Origin of the sequence: Streptomyces sp. NBC_00029, from assembly GCF_045160505.1 — a bacterium.
Lineage (GTDB): Bacteria > Actinomycetota > Actinomycetes > Streptomycetales > Streptomycetaceae > Streptomyces.
On the sequence record NZ_CP108292.1, the window covers coordinates 7,288,216 to 7,307,242 of the forward strand.

The following is a 19,027-nucleotide window of genomic DNA, read 5'->3' on the forward strand; positions in this document are numbered from 1 at the left end:
GCGGGCCGCACCGCCGGCCTGGCCGCCGAACCGGGGCCCCCGGCCCCGCCCGTGCCGGCCCGGCCCGGCCGGAGCGGCCCGCGCGCCGAGCACGGCCCGCCGGGCATGCCCGCGCTCATCGGCCGGCCGCCCCGCCCCGGGCCGGGGCGGGACACGGCGCGCGACACCGTACGGGGCACGGTGCGGCCCACCGACGACCTGCCCCGCCGCCCGGACGGCGCCCGGCCGGCCGTGTACGAGGCCGCCGCGCGCGCCACCCGGAACCTGCTGGAACGCCAGGACCCCGAGGGCTGGTGGAAGGGCGACCTGGAGACCAACGTCACCATGGACGCGGAGGACCTGCTGCTGCGGCAGTTCCTCGGCATCCGGGACGAGGCCACCACCCGCGCCTCCGCTCTCTTCATCCGCGGCGAGCAGCGGGAGGACGGCACCTGGGCCACCTTCCACGGCGGCCCGTCCGACCTGTCCGCCACGATCGAGGCCTACGTCGCGCTGCGCCTCGCCGGGGACGCGCCGGACGCCCCGCACATGACCCGCGCCTCGGCCTGGATCCGGGCCCACGGCGGGATCGCCGCCGCCCGCGTCTTCACCCGCATCTGGCTGGCCCTCTTCGGCTGGTGGAACTGGGAACACCTGCCCGAACTCCCGCCCGAGCTGGTCTTCCTGCCGCCCTGGGTGCCCCTGAACATCTACGACTTCGGCTGCTGGGCCCGCCAGACCATCGTCCCGCTCACGGTGGTCTCCGCGCTGCGCCCGGTCCGCCCGGCCCCCTTCGCCCTGGACGAGCTCCACGCCGACGCGCGGGTGCCCAACCCCGCCAGAAGACTCGCCCCGCTGACCAGCTGGGACGGCGCCTTCCAGCGCATGGACAAGGCCCTGCACGTCTACCGGCGGTTCGCCCCGCGCAGGCTGCGCAGGGCCGCGATGGCCACCGCCGGCCGCTGGATCATCGAACGCCAGGAGAACGACGGCTGCTGGGGCGGGATCCAGCCGCCCGCCGTGTACTCGATCATCGCCCTGCACCTGCTCGGCTACGACCTGCGGCATCCGGTGATGCGCGCCGGGCTGGAGTCCCTGGACCGGTTCGCGGTGTGGCGCGAGGACGGCGCCCGGATGATCGAGGCCTGCCAGTCCCCGGTGTGGGACACCTGCCTCGCCGCGATCGCCCTGGCGGACGCGGGCCTGCGCCCCGACCACCCCGCCCTGGTCAAGGCCGCCGACTGGATGCTCGGCGAGGAGATCGTCCGCAGCGGTGACTGGGCGGTGCGCCGCCCCGGACTCGCCCCCGGCGGCTGGGCGTTCGAGTTCCACAACGACACCTACCCCGACATCGACGACACCGCCGAGGTGGTCCTCGCCCTGCGCCGGATCAAGCACCCGGAGCCGGCCCGTGTCGAGGCGGCGATCGCCCGCGGGGTGTCCTGGAACCTCGGCATGCAGTCGAGGAACGGGGCGTGGGGCGCCTTCGACGCCGACAACACCAGCCCCTACCCGAACAAGCTGCCCTTCTGCGACTTCGGCGAGGTCATCGACCCGCCCTCGGCCGACGTCACCGCCCACGTGGTGGAGATGCTCGCCTTCGAGGGCCGGGCGGGGGACGCCCGCACCCGGCGCGGCATCGCCTGGCTGCTCGCCGAACAGGAGGCGGCCGGCGGCTGGTTCGGCCGCTGGGGCACCAACTACGTCTACGGCACCGGATCGGTGGTCCCGGCCCTGACCGCCGCGGGCCTCGCCCCGGGGCATCCCGCGATCCGGCGGGCCGTGCGCTGGCTGGAGTCCGTACAGAACGAGGACGGCGGATGGGGCGAGGACCAGCGCTCCTACAAGGACCCGTCCTGGGCCGGGAAGGGCGCCTCCACCGCCTCGCAGACGGCGTGGGCGCTGATGGCCCTGCTGTCGGCCGGCGAGCGCGACGGCAAGGCCGTCGAGCGGGGCATCGCCCACCTGGTGGAGACCCAGAGGGAGGACGGCACCTGGGACGAGCCGTACTTCACCGGCACCGGCTTCCCCTGGGACTTCTCCATCAACTACCACCTCTACCGGCAGGTGTTCCCGCTCACGGCGCTCGGCCGCTACCTGTACGGGGAACCGTTCGCCCCGGCCGGGGTGCACCCGGCCGCCGCCGGGGAGGTGTGATGTCCGCCGCGGGCGGGGACCGGGCCGCGGGCGGCCCCGGCCCGCTCCTGGTGGCCTGCGCGCTGCGCATCGAGCAGGTCGCGCTGCGCAGCGCGACCCGCGGCCCGGACCGCGGCCGGAGCGGCGGGCACACCCTGCTGCGCACCGGGATGGGCCCGCGCGCGGCCGGGCGGGCCGTCGACCGGGCACTGGAGCGGCCGGGAATGGACCGGGCCGCCGTCCTCGCGACCGGGTTCTGCGCCGGTCTGGTACCCGGCATGCACCCCGGTGACCTCGTCGTCGCCGAGGAGACCCGGGACCCGCAGGGAACCGTCACCTGCACCGGCAGCGCCCTGCTCGCAGAGGCACTGGCCCGGGCCGCTCCGGGCCGGACCGTGCACACCGGCGCGCTGACCGGATCCGACCACGTCGTCCGCGGCCAGGAGCGCGCACAGCTGCGCGCCACCGGCGCCATCGCGGTCGACATGGAGTCCGCGGCCACCCTGTGGACCGCCACCCGGGGCGGCGGCCGTCCGGTTGCGGCCGTCCGGGTGATCGTGGACGCTCCGGAGCACGAGCTCGTCCGTATCGGCACGGTTCGCGGGGGAATATCGGCCTTCCGTGTCCTGCGTGCCGTACTGCCCGCGTTTCATGAATGGCACCGTTCGTTGCTGCTCCCCAGGAGGTGAGCCAGATGGCCATGCCGCTGCGCCAGTCCATCAGGGTCGGGACGTATCTTCTCGAACAAAAGCTCCGCAAGCGCGAGAAGTTCCCCCTGATCGTCGAACTGGAACCGCTCTACGCCTGCAACCTGGCCTGTGAGGGGTGCGGGAAGATCCAGCACCCGGCCGGGGTCCTCAAGCAGCGCATGCCGGTCGCTCAGGCGGTCGGCGCCGTGCTGGAGTCCGGTGCTCCCATGGTGTCCATCGCGGGCGGCGAGCCCTTGATGCACCCGCAGATCCACGAGATCGTCCGTCAGTTGGTGGCGCGCCGGAAGTACGTGTTCCTGTGCACCAACGCGATGCTGCTGCGCAAGAAGATCGAGAAGTTCACGCCTTCCCCGTATTTCGCCTTCGCCGTACACATCGACGGCCTGCGCGAGCGCCACGACGAGTCGGTGGCCAAGGAGGGCGTCTTCGACGAGGCGGTCGCGGCCATCAAGGAGGCGAAGCGGCGCGGATTCCGCGTGACCACCAACTCCACCTTCTTCAACACCGACACCCCGCAGACGATCATCGAGGTGCTCAACTACCTCAATGACGACCTCCGGGTCGACGAGATGATGATCTCGCCCGCCTACGCCTACGAAAAGGCGCCCGACCAGGAGCACTTCCTGGGAGTGGAACAGACCCGAGAACTCTTCAGGAAGGCCTTCGCGGGCGGCAACCGGCGCCGCTGGCGGCTCAACCACTCCCCGCTCTTCCTGGACTTCCTGGAAGGAAAGGTCGATTTCCCCTGCACGGCCTGGGCCATTCCGAATTACTCCCTCTTCGGCTGGCAGCGACCCTGCTATCTGATGAGCGACGGCTACGTACCGACGTACCGCGAGCTCATCAACGACACCGACTGGGACAAGTACGGCCGCGGGAAGGACCCGCGCTGCGCGAACTGCATGGCGCACTGCGGCTACGAGCCCACCGCCGTCCTCGCCACCATGGGCTCCCTCAAGGAATCCCTGCGCGCGGCCCGGGAGACGATCGCCAGCAACCGGGACAAGTCGGCATGAACGCGCGGCCACGGGAGGAGGAGGGCGGCCGGGGCAAGGGCTTCGACCTCGGCGCCCTGCTGGCCGAGCGCGGCGCGGAACGGTACGAGCTGCACGCCCGGCACCTCAACCACCAGCTGCCCCGGATGCTGCACACCATCGGCTTCGACAAGGTCTACGAGCGGGCCGAGGGAGCGCACTTCTGGGACGCCGAGGGCAACGACTACCTCGACATGCTGGCCGGGTTCGGAGTGATGGGTCTGGGCCGGCACCACCCGGTCGTCCGCCGGGCCCTGCACGACGTCCTGGACGCCCAGCTCGCCGACCTCACCCGCTTCGACTGCCAGCCGCTGCCCGGGCTGCTGGCCGAGAAGCTGCTCTCGTACAGCCCCCACCTGGACCGGGTCTTCTTCGGCAACAGCGGCACCGAGGCGGTGGAGACGGCCCTGAAGTTCGCCCGGTACGCCACCGGGCGCCCCAGGATCCTCTACTGCGACCACGCCTTCCACGGGCTCACGACGGGCTCCCTCTCGGTCAACGGGGAGGGCGGCTTCCGGGACGGCTTCGCACCACTGCTCCCCGACACGAGGATCACGCTCGGGGACCTCGCGGCCCTGGAGCGGGAGCTGAAGCGCGGGGACGTCGCCGCACTGATCGTCGAGCCGGTCCAGGGCAAGGGGGTGCTGGCCGCCCCGCCCGGCTTCCTCCTCGCGGCGCAGGAGATGCTGCACCGGCGCGGGGCGCTGCTGATCGCGGACGAGGTGCAGACCGGCCTCGGGCGCACCGGGGACTTCTACGCGTACCAGCACGAGCCGGGCGTGGAACCGGATCTGGTGTGCGTGGCGAAGGCGCTCTCGGGCGGGTACGTCCCGGTCGGCGCGACCCTGGGCAAGGACTGGATCTTCAAGAAGGTCTACTCGTCCATGGACCGGGTGCTCGTGCACTCCGCGAGCTTCGGTTCCAACGCCCAGGCCATGGCGGCGGGCCTCGCGGTCCTGTCCGTCATGGAGGACGAGGAGGTCGTGGCGAACGCCCGGGTCATGGGCGACCTGCTGCGCGGGCGCCTCGCCGCTCTGGTGGACGAGTACGAGCTGCTGCACGAGGTGCGGGGGCGCGGGCTGATGATCGGCATCGAGTTCGGCCGGCCCTCCTCGCTGGGCCTGCGCAGCCGGTGGACGATGTTGCAGGCGGCCCGCAAGGGGCTCTTCGCGCAGATGGTCGTGGTGCCCCTGCTGCAGAAGCACCGGATCCTCACCCAGGTCTCCGGGGACCACCTGGAGGTGATCAAGCTGATCCCGCCGCTGATCGTGGACGAGGGGGACGTGGACCGGTTCGTCGGGGCCTTCCGCGAGGTCATGGACGAGGCGCACGGCGGATCCGGGCTGATCTGGGACTTCGGCAGGACGCTGGTCAAGCAGGCCGTCGCCGCGCGCTGACGGCCCGCCGACCTCGGGGGCGGGGCTCGGGAACCGGGCCCCGCCGCGTCAGACCAGGAGCCGGTCCCGCAGCCGGCCGAGGGTCTCGGGCCGCAGCCCGAGGCCCTCCGCCAGGTAGGGGTCCACCCCGCCCCAGACCTCGTCGATGGTGTCGAAGGCGGCCAGCAGGTATTCGGCGCGGGCGTCGAAGAGCGGCTGGAGCAGCTCCATGACCTCGGGGGAACGGGCCTCGGGCGACTCGTCGCTGCGGCGCACGCGGTAGCGGCGGTGCGGGGCGTTCGACTCCAGGTAGTCCGCCACGATCGCCTCACGCTCGACGCCCACGGCGAGCAGGGTGACGGCGATCGACAGGCCGGCCCGGTCCTTGCCGGCCGCGCAGTGCATGAGGGCGGGGACGCTGTCCTCGGCGAGGGCGTGCACGACCCGGCTGTGCTCGGCGGTGCGCTGCCGGATGATCCCGCGGTACGAGTTCGACATGCGGGCCGCCGCCTTGCCGTCGCCGAGGATCTCGCGCAGCTGGACGAGGTCGCCGTCGCGGACCAGCCGCCAGAACTCCCGTCCGTCGGCCGGGTCCGAGAGCGGGATGTTGAGGTTCCGGACGCCGGGCAGCTCGACGTCCGGCCCCTCCAGCGCGTGGTCGGCGCCGTTGCGGAAGTCGAAGATGGTGTGGAGGCCGAGCGAGGCGAGGAATTCTGCATCGCTTTCGGTGGCATGTGCGAGATGTCCGCTTCGGAACAGTCGTCCCGTACTGACCGTTCGTCCGTCAGAAGTCGGCAATCCGCCCACATCGCGGAAATTGCGCACTCCGGTCAGCTCCGGCTCCTGTATCTGCTGGGTCAAAGCAACTCCTCCGCCACGTCGTGGGGCCTCTGTCCGAATTACACTGTTTGGCGCCAACTTGCCATATCGGGAGGCGAGATCGGGCGCGTCCCCGTGAGCCAGATCATACGGTGACCGTGAGTGCCTGATCGCTAAAGGCGAATGGCCCAGTCGGGGCGGCTGTTGGCCGTGCGGAATGGACGGAGGGTGACGGTAATTCCTTCGGTCCCTCATGTCTGTGATTCCGTCAGGGAATTCGCGGCTTGTTACCCGTGGCCGCAAGGGATTACCTTCGCGATCGATCCGGGTGGACCGCCAAATCCTGCCGCCTCCCGGAAACCGCACCCGACCTATTCGCGCGGCAGGAGCGGGGGAACCAGGTAAGCCGCCGTACCGGAGATCTTTTCGCCGGGACGGCTCGGGGTGAAGCCGTTCATGTCCAGTACATGCACGGCCGGACATCTCCAGTCCGAACCCGACAGCTCACCTCGCAGGCGCCGGAGAGGAATTCGTCATGCCTGCAAAGGGTAAGCACCGCCGTCCCAAGTCCCTTTCCCTTTCGCGCGGTTTCGCCGTCGCGGGAACCGGGGGTGCGGCCCTCGCGCTGCCGCTGATCGGAGCCGCCGGCGCCCACGCCGCCGGTGCCCCGGCCGCCGCGACCGCGGTCGCCCCCGCGGTGGCCCCGCAGGCCCCGGCCGCTCTGCAGGCGGCTCCCGTCGCCGCCACCGCGGCCGCGCCGACCGTCTACACGGTCGTGCCGGGCGACTACCTCTCCAAGATCGCCGTTGAGCGCCACCTTTCCGGCGGCTGGGAGCAGCTGTACGCCGACAACCGCGAGGCCGTCGGCAGCAACCCGTCGCTGATCCACCCCGGCCTGAAGCTGACCCTCGGTGGTCCGGGCGGGGCGAAGCCGGCCGAGGCCGCTCCCGAGGCCGAGGCGAAGCCGGCCGCGGAGCCCGCGCCGGAGTCCGCCGCGAAGTCCGCCCCCTCCGTGCGCAAGCAGGCCGGGAAGGCCGCCCCGGCGCAGCAGGAAGCCGCCGCCGAGGCGCCCGCCGCTCCGCAGTCGGCCGCCGGCTTCGTCGCCCCGGTCGGCGGCGGGATCTCCACCCAGTACAAGGTCGCGGGCGCCATGTGGTCCTCCGGCTACCACACCGGCGTGGACTTCATCGCCTCCATGGGCACCAGCGTCAGGGCCGTCGGCGCGGGCACCGTGGTCTCCGCCGGCTGGAGCGGCTCGTACGGCAACGAGGTCGTCATCCAGCACGCGGACGGCAAGTACTCGCAGTACGCCCACCTGTCCCAGCTCTCGGTCTCCTCCGGTCAGAGCGTGACCGCCGGCCAGTCCATCGGACTCTCCGGCTCCACCGGCAACTCGACCGGCCCGCACCTCCACTTCGAGATCCGTACGACCCCGTCCTACGGCTCGGACCTGGACCCGATCGCGTACCTCCGCTCGAAGGGCGCGAGCCTCTGACGGCACCCGCCGTCGGACCACCGACACACGTGAGGCCGGGACCCGAGGGGGGTCCCGGCCTCACGTGTACTTATTCCTTATCCCCCACGTGGTACAGATCACGGTCCGTCAACCCCTCATTACGTTGGCGTAGGTTGGTTACGGGAGTGAAGTATGGGTTCCCGTGGCAGCGACGACGACCAAACTCAAGACCATCGGCTCGTACGCGGCGATCGGGGACAGCTTCACCGAAGGCGTGGGGGACCCGGGACCCGGGGATTCCTATCTCGGCTGGGCGGACCGGCTCGCCGTGCTCCTGGCCGATCAGCGCGACGAGCACGACTTCCGGTATGCGAATCTGGCGGTGCGGGGGAAGCTCCTGGACCAGATCGTGGCCGACCAGCTCCCGAGAGCCAAGGACCTCGCGCCGGACCTCGTGACCTTCTGCGCGGGCGGCAACGACATCATCCGGCCCGGCACCGACCCGGACGACGTGGCGGAGCGGTTCGAGGCGGCCGTGGCCGACCTCACCGGGTCCGTCGGCCTTGTCATGATCACCACGGGCTTCGACACCCGGGGCGTACCGGTGCTCAAGCACCTCCGCGGCAAGGTCGCGACCTACAGTGCACACGTCCGCGCCATCGCCGACCGCTACGAGTGCCCGGTGCTCGACCTCTGGTCGCTGAAGTCCGTACAGGACCGGCGGGCCTGGGACACGGACCGGCTGCACCTCTCTCCCGAGGGCCACACGCGGGTCGCGCTGCGCGCCGCGCAGGTGCTCGGACTGGACGTACCGGCCGACCCCGACCAGCCGTGGCCCCCGGAGCGGCCGCGCGGCTCGGTGGACGTGACCCGGGACAACATCCAGTGGGCCCGCGAACACCTCGCCCCGTGGATCGGGCGGCGGCTGCGCGGGGAGTCCTCCGGGGACCACGTCGAGGCGAAGCGGCCGGACCTGCTGCCGCTGTAGCGGCGCGGGAGCGACAAGCGGAATCCTTCGGGGCCGGTGTGCGTTGGGATGGTCGTAGAGATACGGCCATCCTGACCCCATCCTCCCTGGAGGCGCTTTGACCGGCTCCCGTCCCTTGCGTCCGCGGCTGCGTGCCCTGCGGCCCGAAGCCTTCGGCGCGGACCCGTCCGGCGCCCGGCTCGAGCGGATCCGCCGCTCGCCGAACTTCGCCGACGGAGTCTTCCAGAACCCGGTCGGGGCCCGGAACAGGCCCTCGGGTTCGATGGCGGAGTTCGCCAAGATCTACTTCCACCGGGAGCAGCGGGTCCGCCGCAGCCCCGCCGCGCCGATCCCGGTGCACCCGACGACCCTCGCGGACCTGGCGAAGCCGCCCGCGAGCGGCCTGCGGCTGACCTGGATGGGGCACTCCAGCGTGCTCGCGGAGATCGACGGGCGCCGGGTGCTGTTCGACCCGGTCTGGGGCGAGCGGTGCTCCCCCTTCCCCTTCGCCGGGCCCAAGCGGCTGCACCCGGTGCCGGTCCCGCTGTCCTCGCTGGGCGAGGTCGACGTCGTGGTCATCTCGCACGACCACTACGACCACCTCGACCTGCCGACGATCAAGGAGCTGGCCGGTACGGACACGGTCTTCGCCGTGCCGCTCGGGGTCGGCGCGCACCTGGAGCGCTGGGGCGTACCGGCCGACCGGCTGCGCGAGCTGGACTGGAACGAGAGCACCAAGATCGCCGGACTGTCCCTCACGGCGACCCCCGCCCGGCACTTCTGCGGCCGTGGCCTGCGCAACCAGCAGCACACTCTGTGGGCGTCCTGGGTCGTCGCGGGCGACGAGCACCGGATCTACCACAGCGGGGACACCGGCTACTTCCCCGGTTTCGAGGAGATCGGCGCCGAGCACGGGCCCTTCGACGCCACGATGATCCAGATCGGCGCGTATTCGGAGTACTGGCCCGACATCCACATGACGCCCGAGGAGGGCATGCGCGCCCACCTCGACCTGCAGGGCGGCACCCCCCACGGCACGATGCTGCCGATCCACTGGGGCACTTTCAACCTGGCCCTGCATCCGTGGGACGAGCCGGGAGAGGGCACGCTGGCCGCGGCCGAGGGGGCCGGAGCGGCCGTCGCCCTGCCGATCCCCGGCCAGCCGTTCGAGCCCGGCACCGCCGGAGCCCCGAGCATGCCGTGGTGGCGCCCGTTCGTGGCCGGGGAGCGGACGGGCGGCCCGGTCGACGGCCCTTCGGCCGTTCCTCCGCTGGGAGCCGGGTCAGTGGCGGGAACGGCGGCGCGCGTGGGTTCCGCGGGAACCGGCGGACAGGAGAAGCCGGAGTCCGTCGGGTCGTAGCGCACCGCGCGGACGGACCTTCCGGCCGCCCCGGCACATCGGGGCGGCCGGCGGCCGTCCCGGGACCGGTCCGGCCGGCGGCCGCGGGGCGGCGCCGGGGCGGTCCGCGGGGTCCGACCGGCGCATTCGGGCGGCTGTACGAGCGCTCCACCGGGAGCGGGAAGCACCCCCGCGAAGTTCGCCAACTGGCCGTCCGGGGCGCGGTAACGAGGTCTAGCGTGGGTATTCGGTGATCAACACCGGACCCCGGGAACGCTGGGGGCCGGGCCCCACGTACCGAGGACGCCGATGTCCGGACCCCGCGCCGCCCGCCACGCCCCGTCGAGACACGCCGTCACCGGTCCCGGTAGGCAGATACGCCCCCAGCTGGTGCGCGCCGCCGTGCTGCCCACGCTCGCCGCCGCGCTCAGCGGGGCAGCCGCGGTGATCTTCACCCTCCAGCTCGGCGGGGGAGCCGGCGACCGCGACGCCCGGCTGTGGCCGGTGCTCACCGGCTGCGCCCTCCTCGTCGTCGGCGCGCTCGCTGCGGCCCTGCTCGGGGCCCAGCGCGCCGCCAAGGCCGTACGGGACCGGTGCGAGGCGCTGCGCCGTTCCAGCGTGCGCGGCCGCCACGAGCTGCGCACGGCCGCCAACCTGCTGGAACGGGGCGAAGCCCCGCCCCGCCAGGCGCGCGGGGGCCCGGGCGCGGCCCCGCCCGGCGGGGATCCGGCCGGGACGGACGAGTTCTGGCTGCTCTCCCAGGAGCTGCGCGGAGCCCGGGAACAGGCGCACACGACCCTCCTGCGGCTGGCCGGACCGGCCGCCCCGTCCGACAGCGAGCGCACCGTCGAGGTCTTCGTCAACCTCGCGCGCAGGCTCCAGTCCCTCGTGCATCGCGAGATCTCGCTGCTGGACGACCTGGAGGACACGGTCGAGGACCCCGACCTCCTCAAGGAGCTCTTCCACGTCGACCACCTCGCCACCCGTATCCGCCGGCACGCCGAGAACCTCGCCGTACTGGGCGGCGCCGCCTCCCGGCGCCAGTGGACCAGGCCCATCGACCTGAGCGAAGTGCTCCGCTCCTCGGTCGCGGAGGTCGAGCAGTACACCAGAGTCAAGGTGGTGCCCCCGGCCGGCGGCAGCGTCCGCGGGCACGCCGTCGCGGACGTCGTGCACCTGCTGGCCGAACTCGTCGAGAACGCGACGGTCTTCTCCGCCCCCGACACCGATGTGGTGCTGCGCGCCGAGCGGGTCACCGCCGGGATCGCCGTCGAGGTGGAGGACCGGGGGCTCGGCATGCCGGCCGAGGAACAGCACCGGATGAACGCCCTGCTCGGCGACCCCGACCAGGTCAGCGTCCGGCACCTGCTGGCGGACGGACGGATCGGCCTGTTCGTGGTGTCGGCGCTGGCCCGCCGGCACGGGATCGCCGTCGAGCTCAAGTCCAACATCTACGGCGGTGTGCTGGCCGTGCTGGTGCTGCCCCAGGAGCTGCTGGGTGCGCAGGCGCCCACCGCGGCCGACGCGGCGGGCGGTTCCCGGACCACGGCGTGGGGGACCGGGCAGGGGGCGTCGTCGCCACCCCTGGAGCCGGTACGGATGCCCCGGCCGGCGCCCGCGCCGGAGACCTGGCAGGCGCCCGGATTCCCGGGCACCGGGGCCCCGTACGAACCGGAGCCCCGCCCCGGGCCCCTGCCGGTGGCGGTCCCGGAGCCCGAGCCGCTGCGCGCGCCCCGGTCCGGTGCGACGGCCGGTACCGTCCCCGCCCCGCGGACCGGTCCCGATCCCGCTCCCGGTCCTGATCGCCGTCCCGATTTCGGCCCCGATCCGGATTCCGCACGCGCGCCCGGCTCCATGCCCGGCTCCGGGGCGGTGTCCTGGTCGGCGCCCGCGGCCGATCCCCGGCTCGGGCCCGCGCCGGTCTCACCGGCCGGGGCCGGGGCCGTGTCCTGGTCCGCGCCGGCTCGGACGCCCGCGGCCGGTCCCGTACCCGGTGCGCCGGCCGAGCTCGCCGAGGGCGACCGGCCGGTCCTGCCCCGGCGCCGCGCCCAGCAGCACCTCGCGCCCCAGCTGCGCGAGGCTCCCGCCCCGCGGCGGGCCGCCGACCCCGAGCAGCCCCTGCACGACCCTGGACTGATGGCCGCCTTCCAACGGGGCTTCGGTCTCGCCCAGTCGGAGAACCAGGCATGACCCCGACCCCTCACCTCAGCAAGGAGCGCACCCCCATGGGCGGCGAAGTGGCGACGAAGACCGGCAGCCGGCTCTCGGATCTCGACTGGCTGCTCAGCGGCCTGGTGCAGCGCGTGCCCTACACGAGCAGCGCCGTACTCCTCACCGCCGACGGCCTCGTGACCTGCGTGCACGGCCTGGACGCCGACAGCGCCGACCACATGGCGGCCCTCGCGTCCGGGCTGTACTCACTGGGCCGCAGCGCGGGCTCCCGCTTCGGGGACGGCGCCGGGGTGCGGCAGGTCGTGGTCGAACTCGACACCGCGCTCCTGTTCGTCTCCGCGGCCGGATCCGGGACCTGCCTGGCCGTCCTCGCCGACCGGCAGGCCGACGCCGGGGTGCTCGGCTACGAGATGGCGATGCTGGTCAAGCGCGTGCGTCCGTACCTGGCGGCCCCGCCGCGGCGGCCCGTCGCCGACGCGGAGCGATGAGGGTCCGCGGGACGGGGGAGTGCACGAAGGGCCGGGACACACCGTGGCTCGACGACTCGGCGGGCAAGGTGATGCGCCCGTACACCGCCAGTGGGGGGCGGACCAGGCCGGGCGTCGCGCTCGACCTGCTGTCGCTGGTGTCCGCGACCGGCGTCCGGCCGGGCATCCCGCTCGGGGCGGAGCACACCCTCGCGCTGCGGATGTGCGCGGGCGCCGCAACGGTCACCGTCGCCGAGGTGGCCGGGCAGCTGCGGCTGCCGGCCGTGGTGGTGAAGGTGCTGCTGTCCGACCTGATGGAACACGGGGCCGTCACGGCGCAGGCGCCGCGGTTCCCCGGCGGCGGCTCGTTCGCGGCCGATGACCGGTCCCTCCTCCTGGCGGTGCTCGATGGCCTACGCAAACGACTGTGACACCCCCGCCCTCGCTCCCGGCCCCGTGCTCGCCCCCGCGCCGGGACCTCCTCCCGCGACGCTGAAGATCCTGGTCGCGGGCGGGTTCGGGGCGGGCAAGACCACCTTCGTGGGGGCGGTGAGCGAGATCGAACCGCTGAGCACGGAGGAACTGCTCAGCGGCCTGAGCGCGCGCGCCGACCCGCTGCTCGGCGTCGAGGAGAAGACCACGACGACCGTTGCCCTCGACTTCGGCCGGATCACCCTTGACCGGGGCCACGTCCTCTACCTCTTCGGCACGCCCGGACAGCACCGCTTCTGGTTCCTCTGGGAGGAGCTGTGCGCGGGCGCCCTCGGGGCGGTGGTACTCGCCGACACCCGCCGGCTGGCCGACTGCTTCCCCGCCGTGGACTTCTTCGAGCGGCGCGGGATCGGCTTCATCGTCGCCGTCAACGAGTTCGACGGCGGTCACCGCTACGGCCCCGAGGAGGTCCGTGACGCGGTGGGGCTCGGACCCGAGGTGCCCGTCGTACGGTGCGACGCGCGCCTCTCGAGCTCCGGGACGGGGGCGCTGGCCGCCCTCGTCCGTCATCTGTTGTGCATGTCCACAGTCAGCTCTTCGTCTTCGGAGCCGGGGGAACCGCCATGACGTACTACGAATCGACCGGACACCTGCTGCTCACACCGGTGGACCGGGAAGCACCCGCGCGCACCCTGCGGCTGCGCGAGCTGGGCCTGGGGGAGCGTCCGGACACCGAACTGGACGCCTTCGCCGGGCGCGTCGCCGACGCGCTCGGAGCCCCGTACGCGGGCGTCAACTTCGTCGGCGAGGAGCGGCAGTTCTTCGCCGGGCTGCACCACGGCGCCGAAGCCCCGGCGAGCGGCTACCCGGCGCGCGTCCTGGCCCGCGACCACGGCTACTGCCCGCACGTGGTGGTACGCCGGAGGGCGCTGGTGCTGGAGGACGTACGGGACTTCGCGCGCTTCGCGGGCAACGCGGTGGTGGACGAGAGCGGGGTGCGGTCGTACGCGGGCGCGCCGCTCACGGACCGGCGCGGGATCGTCCTCGGCACGGTGTGCGCGGTGGACGTGGTGCCGCGGCGGTGGGGGACGGAGGGGCTCGCCACGGTGAAGGCGCTGGCGGCGGAACTGGTGGCGCTGGTGCACGAGCGGGAGGACCGGGGGCAGGTCCCGGGGGCCGCGGCCGGGGAGGACCGGCGGGGGTGAGCGGGATTGTCGGTGGCGGGGGCTACGGTCGTCGCAAGGGTTCACCGGTCGCCAAAGAGGAGTCTCGGGGATGGCCACCACCGCACAGGACGTCCGCCTGATCGCACTGTCGCTTCCGGACAGCAGCGAAAAGCTCGCCTGGGGCATGCCGACCTTCCGGGTGAGCGGGAAGATCTTCGTCTCGCTGGCCGACGACGACGTCTCGATCGGGGTGAAGTGCCCCAAGGAGGAGCGCGCCGAGCTGATCGCGGCCGAGCCGGAGAAGTTCTTCCTGCGCCCTGGCCACGACGACAACTACGCCTGGATCCGGGTCCGGCTGGCGGCCGTGCAGAACGCGGACGAGCTGCGCTCCATCCTGACCGACTCCTGGCTCCAAGCGGCCCCCAAGCGCCTGATCACCGCCCATCCGGAGCTGACGGGCGACGCGGGCTGAGGGGCGCGACCGGGTTCCCGCGGACCCGGAGGCCGAAAGGTGCGCGCAACCACCCCATGAAGTGCGGTATCGTTCTCCTGCGCGTTCAACCAGGGGAAACCCCAGGTCAGCGCGCATCGGGACGTGGCGCAGCTTGGTAGCGCACTTGACTGGGGGTCAAGGGGTCGCAGGTTCAAATCCTGTCGTCCCGACTCGTAAGAGTCGTAGATCGAAGGGCCGTTTCGGAGCAATCCGAGACGGCCCTTCGGTCGTTCGCCGGGCTTTCTGACGTGCTTCCGCCGAGGTCAGGGGGTCGACGGGGCCGTGTCGGCCTCCCGGTGCATGCCGGAGCACAGGGCCCAGACCACGAACAGATTGACGGCGACCAGGGTCAGGGCCCACCAGGGGTAGTAGGGCACCCACAGGAAATTGGCGATCGCGGCGAGTCCGGCGACGAACACGCCGAAGAAGCGCGCCCACAGGGCTCCGGTGAACACGGCGCAGCCGGCGAGGACCAGGGCGATGCCCACGAGCAGGTGGACCCAGCCCCATCCCGTCAGGCTGAATTCGAACACGTAGTGCCGGGTCACGACGAACAGGTCGTCCCTGGCGAGGGCGGCGATCCCCTCGAAGATCGCCATCGCGCCGCCGAAGACCATCAGGGCGCCCGCGGACAGGGTTCTGCCCGATGTGGGCGCATGCCAGGCACTGGGCTGCGGCTGGCTGGTCCGGGGCCTGCTGGCATCACTGGCCATATCGATCTCCTCGATGGCAGAGCCGGCCTGGCGCACCAGGTTCGGCGATCCCCCGATTCAGCGTGTCACGGTCACCCTCCGTCGGCACTCCGACCGGGCGGCAGGGGCGTTCCGGGCCATCCCGCAACGCCCCCGCCGCGACCTAGCTGTCTTGCCTAGCGCGGACCCGCCAGGACGGGGTGCGCGGCCCGAGTGCCCGGCACGGTGCCCGGCGGGTGGGCGGGCCGTTCGTGGTGCGGAGGGGCCGTGGTGGCCGGCAGCCGGGCCAGATTGGCGCTGATCATCGCCGCCGCGCGGGCCACGGACTCGCCGAGTGCCGCGATCCGCCCGGCGTCCAGGCCGGTCGCGGCCACGGCGGCCACCACCTGCCCGGACGCGGAGCGTACCGGCGCCGACACGCACGAGAGCGCGGCCACGCACTGTCCGTACTCGAAGGCGAGCCCCCGCTCCCCGGCCTGCGCCACCTCACGGGCCCATGAGGCCGCCGTCCGGCCCTCGGGCGGCTCGCCCACCGGGGCCGAGGCGGCCAGGATCAGCTCGGCCGCGCTCCCCGGCGGCAGCACGACGCCCGAACGCAGCGGAAAGACGTCGTCCACTTCGCCGCGCAGTCCCCCGACCACGATCGTCCGTCCCGCCTCGGCCACCGACAGGCTGAGGCTCGGCCGGCCGCCCGCCGAAGCGAGCTCGCGCAACGGACGGGCCGATGCCGCACGCAGCGCACGCGCGGGGTGCCACGCCTGTCCCAGGCGGAAGGTCCGCGCCCCGAGACGGTAGCGGCCGGCGCGGCTCTGTACCGCGCCCAGTGCGATCAGCTGGCCCAGCAGCCGGTGTGCGGTGGCCTTCGGCAGTTCGGCGTCGGCCGCCAGGCGGGTCAGCCCGACCTCCTCGCCCTGCGCGAGCACCTCCATCAGTGCGAACGCACCCTCCAGTACGCCCCGCCCCTCTGCACCGGATCTGGCCATGGGCGGTCCCCCTTTCACCCTGGACCCGTCGGTCGGACGAGTCCAGAACTCCCCGTTCGCACCGGGTACTTGGGGGGTCACGGTGTTGCCGTCCCCCGTTCACCGGTCCGTTGAATGGACCAGATCATTGCCCGAGAGGTGCGATCGCGCCACTGTGTTGTCGTCCAAGTGACGGAACGTTACGGCGACCTCAGGGGAGCCCGTAGGACCGTCCGCCCGGAACGGAACAAGGAGGATCCGATGAGTGCGATCAAGACGAGCGCCAAGCAGTTCAAGTACGTCATGGGCGCCATGACGGCGGTCTTCTTCGCCACCTGTTCTTCCAGCTGACGATGAAGTGAGGGGTGGGGGCGGCGCGCCGCCCCCACCCCTTCGCCCCGCCCCACTCACCCCACCCACCCCGCCACACCCCAGGGAGGTATGCGTGCTGGAGACAGGTGTCCGCCAGGTACGGGTGGCCATGGCGATGGTGTTCGGCCGGCGGCTCAGCGTGCGGGCCGTCGAGCGGCTGGTCGCCGACGCCCTCCTCACGCTGGAGGAGTTCGGCTCGCTCGGCGACGACGTCGAGGAACTGGCCGACGGGCCGTTCGCCGATCCCGACGAGCGCCGGGACCTGCAGGACCGTGCGCTGCGAAGGACGGTGCGCAGACTCGCCGGGCACTCCCCGTTCTACCGGGAGCGGCTCGCCGGGATCGACCTCGACGGCCTGACCGCCGAGACGCTCACCGGCATCCCGGTGACCCGCAAGGCCGACCTCGTCGAACGCCCCGCGGACTTCCTGTGCAGCGCCCCCTACCTGGCGACCCAGACGACAGGTACCACCGGGCGCCCCGTGCAGATCTGGCTCTCCCGCTACGAGATGGAGCTCTGGCCCGCGCTCATCGCGCTGTCCCTGGTGCTGCGCGGCGATCTCGGGCCCGGCGACCGGATGCAGATCAACCTCAGCTCCAGGGCGACGGCCGCCGTGCAGGAGGACGTCGAGGTGTGCAGGCTCGCCAACGCCTCGTGCCACGTCGTGGGGCAGATCCCGCCGGAGGAGTCCGTCGAGCACCTGCTCGGCGCCGTCGGCGGCGGCATCCGGCCCACCATCCTGACGGGCAACCCCAGTTACCTCGGCCAGATGCTCACCGCCGCCCGGCAACGCGGGTACGGACCCGACGACTTCGGGCTGCGGGCGATCTACGCCGGCGGCGAGATGCTGTCGCGGAACCTGTCGGACGCCCTGCGCGAGACCTTCGGGGCCCGGACCGTCGGCGACGCCTTCGGCATGACCGAACTGCTGCCCGTCGGCGGCCGTACCTGCAGCAGGCACCACCTCCACATCGACCCGAACATGGGCTACACCGAGGTGCTCGACCTGCAGACCGGTGAGCCCGCCGGACCCGGCCGGCTCGGCGAACTGACCGTCACGCCCTACTTCCCCTACCGGGAGTGCATGCCGGTCCTGCGGTACAACACCGGTGACGTGGTCCGCACCCTGGAGGGCGAGCCGGACTGCGAACTGGCGGTCGTGCCCGCCGTCTCCCACATCCTCGGCAAGGCGGGCACCCTGCACCGCACCGTCGAAGGCCTGGTGACCCCGCGCGACATCGTGGAGGCGCTGGACGGCACCCCAGGTCTGCCGTGGCCGCTGCGCCACCGGGCCGGGGCGGGGGCCGACGGCCGGCTCCACGTGGAGGTCGCCTCCAAGGAGGTGACCGAGGCGGAGGTGGCCGGGCGGCTGCTGGCCCGGGGCATCGACGCCCGCGTCACGGTCCTGCCGGTGGATTCCGAGGAGGCCGCCCGCCTCTTCCCCCTCCGCTGCGACCTGCTGGAGCACACCTTCACGCGGAGCCACGCATGACGGTCTTCTTCCAGCTCACGGTCACCCTCGTCCTCGCGCTCGGGGTGTGCGGCGGCGCGATCGCCTACTTCCGCGCCGTACGCACGCCGCGGCCGCCCGTCGGCGTCTTCAACGGCAGCGACATATTCATGATGATGGGCTTCGTCCTGGCGCTGCCCTACCTCTACCTCGCGCTGCCGGGGGCCGTCCTCCCGGTGGTCCTCGCCCTCGTCTTCGCGGGCGGCCTGTCCGTCGGCTACCAGCCCGTGATCGCGAACGGCCGGCTGCGCCGGACGCTGATCGCCGTACTGATCACGAGCGTGCTCGTCTCGCACCTGGCCTTCGGCGAGACCGCGCCGCCGTACTGGGTGGCGAACAGCGCCGTCGTCGCCCTGGTCGTCGTCTCCGCCACCAACCTGAACGTGCAGGGCGGCATGCGGCTGAAGAACGTCGCGTGGTTCCTGCTCGCGCTCACCGCGTACGACGCCTTCTTCGCCTGGGTCGTCCCGCTGACCCGGGAACTGTCCGATGCCGTCCAGGGATACCCGTACGCCCCCGCCGCGGGCCTGCGCATCGGCGAGGACCTGGGCGCCGTGGTCGGCATGGGTGATCTGCTGGCGTACGCCCTGTTCACCACCACCGCCTACAAGGCGTACGGGAAGCGGGGGCTGCGCACCGGGATCGTGCTGGTGACCCTCTTCGGGGCGGTGGCGCCCGTCGCGACGCTGCACATCGTCGCCGCGGCCACCGGCCATGCGCCCGCCCTGATCCCCGCCCAGGTGTTCTTCGGGCCGGCGGCCTTCCTCGGCCACCTCTTCCTGCGCCGCGGCGGACCGGAGCGGCGGATGGCCGACGTGGTCCTCCGCGGGACCCGCGGGGGCGCCGTACCGCAGGCCCGGGCCCGCGGGGCCGCCGCCGGACCGGTGGCCTGAAGGGGACCCGGCCCGCGGGCCGGGTCCCGCGGCTGCGGCTAGCCTGGGACTG

General features: G+C 72.8%; 18 protein-coding genes, 1 tRNA gene and 1 riboswitch. Of the genes, 16 read left to right on the forward strand and 3 right to left on the reverse strand.

Annotated features, from left to right (window positions below):
• The first annotated feature begins 105 nt into the window (after positions 1-105).
• Genes shc through OG753_RS33740 form a run of 4 tightly spaced genes read left to right on the forward strand, consistent with a single transcriptional unit; the run spans position 106 to position 5,256 of the window.
• Positions 106-2,136: a squalene--hopene cyclase gene (gene shc, locus OG753_RS33725; RefSeq protein ID WP_405792907.1), complete on the forward strand. Its 2,031-nt coding sequence runs from the start codon at positions 106-108 to the stop codon at positions 2,134-2,136.
• Positions 2,136-2,804, forward strand: coding sequence for a 1-hydroxy-2-methyl-2-butenyl 4-diphosphate reductase (locus OG753_RS33730; RefSeq protein WP_405791251.1), 669 nt, complete (start codon positions 2,136-2,138; stop codon positions 2,802-2,804). Before shc ends, OG753_RS33730 begins: the two co-directional genes overlap by 1 nt.
• A 5-nt stretch (positions 2,805-2,809) precedes the next feature.
• Positions 2,810-3,841 carry an adenosyl-hopene transferase HpnH gene (gene hpnH, locus OG753_RS33735; RefSeq protein ID WP_327265394.1) on the forward strand — a complete coding sequence of 344 codons (1,032 nt, stop codon included), beginning with the start codon at positions 2,810-2,812 and terminating at the stop codon, positions 3,839-3,841.
• Entirely contained in the window at positions 3,838-5,256 is a 1,419-nt protein-coding gene (locus OG753_RS33740) for an aspartate aminotransferase family protein (RefSeq protein ID WP_327265395.1), read from the forward strand. Before hpnH ends, OG753_RS33740 begins: the two co-directional genes overlap by 4 nt.
• A gap of 48 nt (positions 5,257-5,304) precedes the next feature.
• Here the strand turns inward: OG753_RS33740 and OG753_RS33745 are convergent, their stop codons facing one another.
• Positions 5,305-6,096 (reverse strand): tyrosine-protein phosphatase, encoded by a 792-nt coding sequence (locus tag OG753_RS33745; RefSeq protein ID WP_327265396.1) that lies wholly within the window; start codon positions 6,094-6,096, stop codon positions 5,305-5,307.
• Positions 6,097-6,388: 292 nt separating this feature from the next.
• A riboswitch (cyclic di-AMP (ydaO/yuaA leader) is annotated at positions 6,389-6,585 on the forward strand.
• A gap of 4 nt (positions 6,586-6,589) precedes the next feature.
• Between OG753_RS33745 and OG753_RS33750 the strand changes: the two genes are divergently transcribed.
• The 10 genes from OG753_RS33750 to OG753_RS33795 all read left to right on the forward strand — a co-directional run bounded on the left by OG753_RS33750 (position 6,590) and on the right by OG753_RS33795 (position 14,716).
• The gene (locus tag OG753_RS33750; protein WP_405791252.1) at positions 6,590-7,549 is read left to right on the forward strand and encodes a LysM peptidoglycan-binding domain-containing M23 family metallopeptidase; all 960 of its coding nucleotides are present in this window, start codon (positions 6,590-6,592) and stop codon (positions 7,547-7,549) included.
• A gap of 163 nt (positions 7,550-7,712) precedes the next feature.
• On the forward strand, positions 7,713-8,498 hold the full coding sequence (locus OG753_RS33755) for an SGNH/GDSL hydrolase family protein (RefSeq protein ID WP_327265398.1): 786 nt from the start codon (positions 7,713-7,715) through the stop codon (positions 8,496-8,498).
• Positions 8,499-8,595: 97 nt separating this feature from the next.
• Positions 8,596-9,837 (forward strand): MBL fold metallo-hydrolase, encoded by a 1,242-nt coding sequence (locus OG753_RS33760; protein WP_327265399.1) that lies wholly within the window; start codon positions 8,596-8,598, stop codon positions 9,835-9,837.
• Between the two features lie 288 nt (positions 9,838-10,125).
• Positions 10,126-12,006, forward strand: coding sequence for an ATP-binding protein (locus OG753_RS33765; protein WP_405791253.1), 1,881 nt, complete (start codon positions 10,126-10,128; stop codon positions 12,004-12,006).
• A 35-nt stretch (positions 12,007-12,041) separates the two neighbouring features.
• Positions 12,042-12,476 carry a roadblock/LC7 domain-containing protein gene (locus OG753_RS33770; RefSeq protein WP_327266989.1) on the forward strand — a complete coding sequence of 145 codons (435 nt, stop codon included), beginning with the start codon at positions 12,042-12,044 and terminating at the stop codon, positions 12,474-12,476.
• The gene (locus tag OG753_RS33775) at positions 12,473-12,886 is read left to right on the forward strand and encodes a DUF742 domain-containing protein (RefSeq protein WP_327265401.1); all 414 of its coding nucleotides are present in this window, start codon (positions 12,473-12,475) and stop codon (positions 12,884-12,886) included. Before OG753_RS33770 ends, OG753_RS33775 begins: the two co-directional genes overlap by 4 nt.
• A complete protein-coding gene (locus OG753_RS33780) occupies positions 12,864-13,514 on the forward strand; it encodes a GTP-binding protein (protein ID WP_405791254.1) in 651 nt (216 codons plus the stop codon). Before OG753_RS33775 ends, OG753_RS33780 begins: the two co-directional genes overlap by 23 nt.
• On the forward strand, positions 13,511-14,092 hold the full coding sequence (locus OG753_RS33785) for a GAF domain-containing protein (RefSeq protein WP_327265403.1): 582 nt from the start codon (positions 13,511-13,513) through the stop codon (positions 14,090-14,092). Before OG753_RS33780 ends, OG753_RS33785 begins: the two co-directional genes overlap by 4 nt.
• Positions 14,093-14,162: 70 nt before the next feature.
• Positions 14,163-14,525, forward strand: coding sequence for an MmcQ/YjbR family DNA-binding protein (locus OG753_RS33790; RefSeq protein WP_327265404.1), 363 nt, complete (start codon positions 14,163-14,165; stop codon positions 14,523-14,525).
• 117 nt (positions 14,526-14,642) lie between these two features.
• Positions 14,643-14,716, forward strand: a tRNA-Pro gene (locus tag OG753_RS33795).
• 93 nt (positions 14,717-14,809) lie between these two features.
• Here the strand turns inward: OG753_RS33795 and OG753_RS33800 are convergent.
• On the reverse strand, positions 14,810-15,259 hold the full coding sequence (locus tag OG753_RS33800) for a hypothetical protein (RefSeq protein WP_327265405.1): 450 nt from the start codon (positions 15,257-15,259) through the stop codon (positions 14,810-14,812).
• Positions 15,260-15,414: 155 nt separating this feature from the next.
• Entirely contained in the window at positions 15,415-16,221 is an 807-nt protein-coding gene (locus tag OG753_RS33805; RefSeq protein WP_405791255.1) for a helix-turn-helix domain-containing protein, read from the reverse strand.
• A gap of 424 nt (positions 16,222-16,645) precedes the next feature.
• Here OG753_RS33805 and OG753_RS33810 point away from each other — a divergent pair, with 424 nt between their 5' ends.
• Together OG753_RS33810 and OG753_RS33815 are read left to right on the forward strand one after the other, a co-directional pair.
• A complete protein-coding gene (locus OG753_RS33810; protein ID WP_327265407.1) occupies positions 16,646-18,064 on the forward strand; it encodes an AMP-binding protein in 1,419 nt (472 codons plus the stop codon).
• Entirely contained in the window at positions 18,061-18,975 is a 915-nt protein-coding gene (locus tag OG753_RS33815) for a hypothetical protein (protein ID WP_405791256.1), read from the forward strand. The genes OG753_RS33810 and OG753_RS33815 overlap by 4 nt, the downstream gene beginning before the upstream one ends.
• Positions 18,976-19,027: the final 52 nt, after the last annotated feature.

Bases quoted from the DNA above. Each gene is read 5' to 3' on its own strand.
- OG753_RS33780 (WP_405791254.1), top strand. From the start codon at position 12,864: ATGGCCTACGCAAACGACTGTGACACCCCCGCCCTCGCTCCCGGCCCC.
- OG753_RS33730 (WP_405791251.1), top strand. From the start codon at position 2,136: ATGTCCGCCGCGGGCGGGGACCGGGCCGCGGGCGGCCCCGGCCCGCTC.
- hpnH (WP_327265394.1), top strand. From the start codon at position 2,810: ATGGCCATGCCGCTGCGCCAGTCCATCAGGGTCGGGACGTATCTTCTC.
- OG753_RS33775 (WP_327265401.1), top strand. From the start codon at position 12,473: ATGAGGGTCCGCGGGACGGGGGAGTGCACGAAGGGCCGGGACACACCG.
- shc (WP_405792907.1), top strand. From the start codon at position 106: ATGCCCGCGCTCATCGGCCGGCCGCCCCGCCCCGGGCCGGGGCGGGAC.
- OG753_RS33770 (WP_327266989.1), top strand. From the start codon at position 12,042: ATGGGCGGCGAAGTGGCGACGAAGACCGGCAGCCGGCTCTCGGATCTC.
- OG753_RS33740 (WP_327265395.1), top strand. From the start codon at position 3,838: ATGAACGCGCGGCCACGGGAGGAGGAGGGCGGCCGGGGCAAGGGCTTC.
- OG753_RS33805 (WP_405791255.1), bottom strand. From the start codon at position 16,221: ATGGCCAGATCCGGTGCAGAGGGGCGGGGCGTACTGGAGGGTGCGTTC.
- OG753_RS33750 (WP_405791252.1), top strand. From the start codon at position 6,590: ATGCCTGCAAAGGGTAAGCACCGCCGTCCCAAGTCCCTTTCCCTTTCG.
- OG753_RS33765 (WP_405791253.1), top strand. From the start codon at position 10,126: ATGTCCGGACCCCGCGCCGCCCGCCACGCCCCGTCGAGACACGCCGTC.
- OG753_RS33785 (WP_327265403.1), top strand. From the start codon at position 13,511: ATGACGTACTACGAATCGACCGGACACCTGCTGCTCACACCGGTGGAC.
- OG753_RS33790 (WP_327265404.1), top strand. From the start codon at position 14,163: ATGGCCACCACCGCACAGGACGTCCGCCTGATCGCACTGTCGCTTCCG.
- OG753_RS33800 (WP_327265405.1), bottom strand. From the start codon at position 15,259: ATGGCCAGTGATGCCAGCAGGCCCCGGACCAGCCAGCCGCAGCCCAGT.
- OG753_RS33815 (WP_405791256.1), top strand. From the start codon at position 18,061: ATGACGGTCTTCTTCCAGCTCACGGTCACCCTCGTCCTCGCGCTCGGG.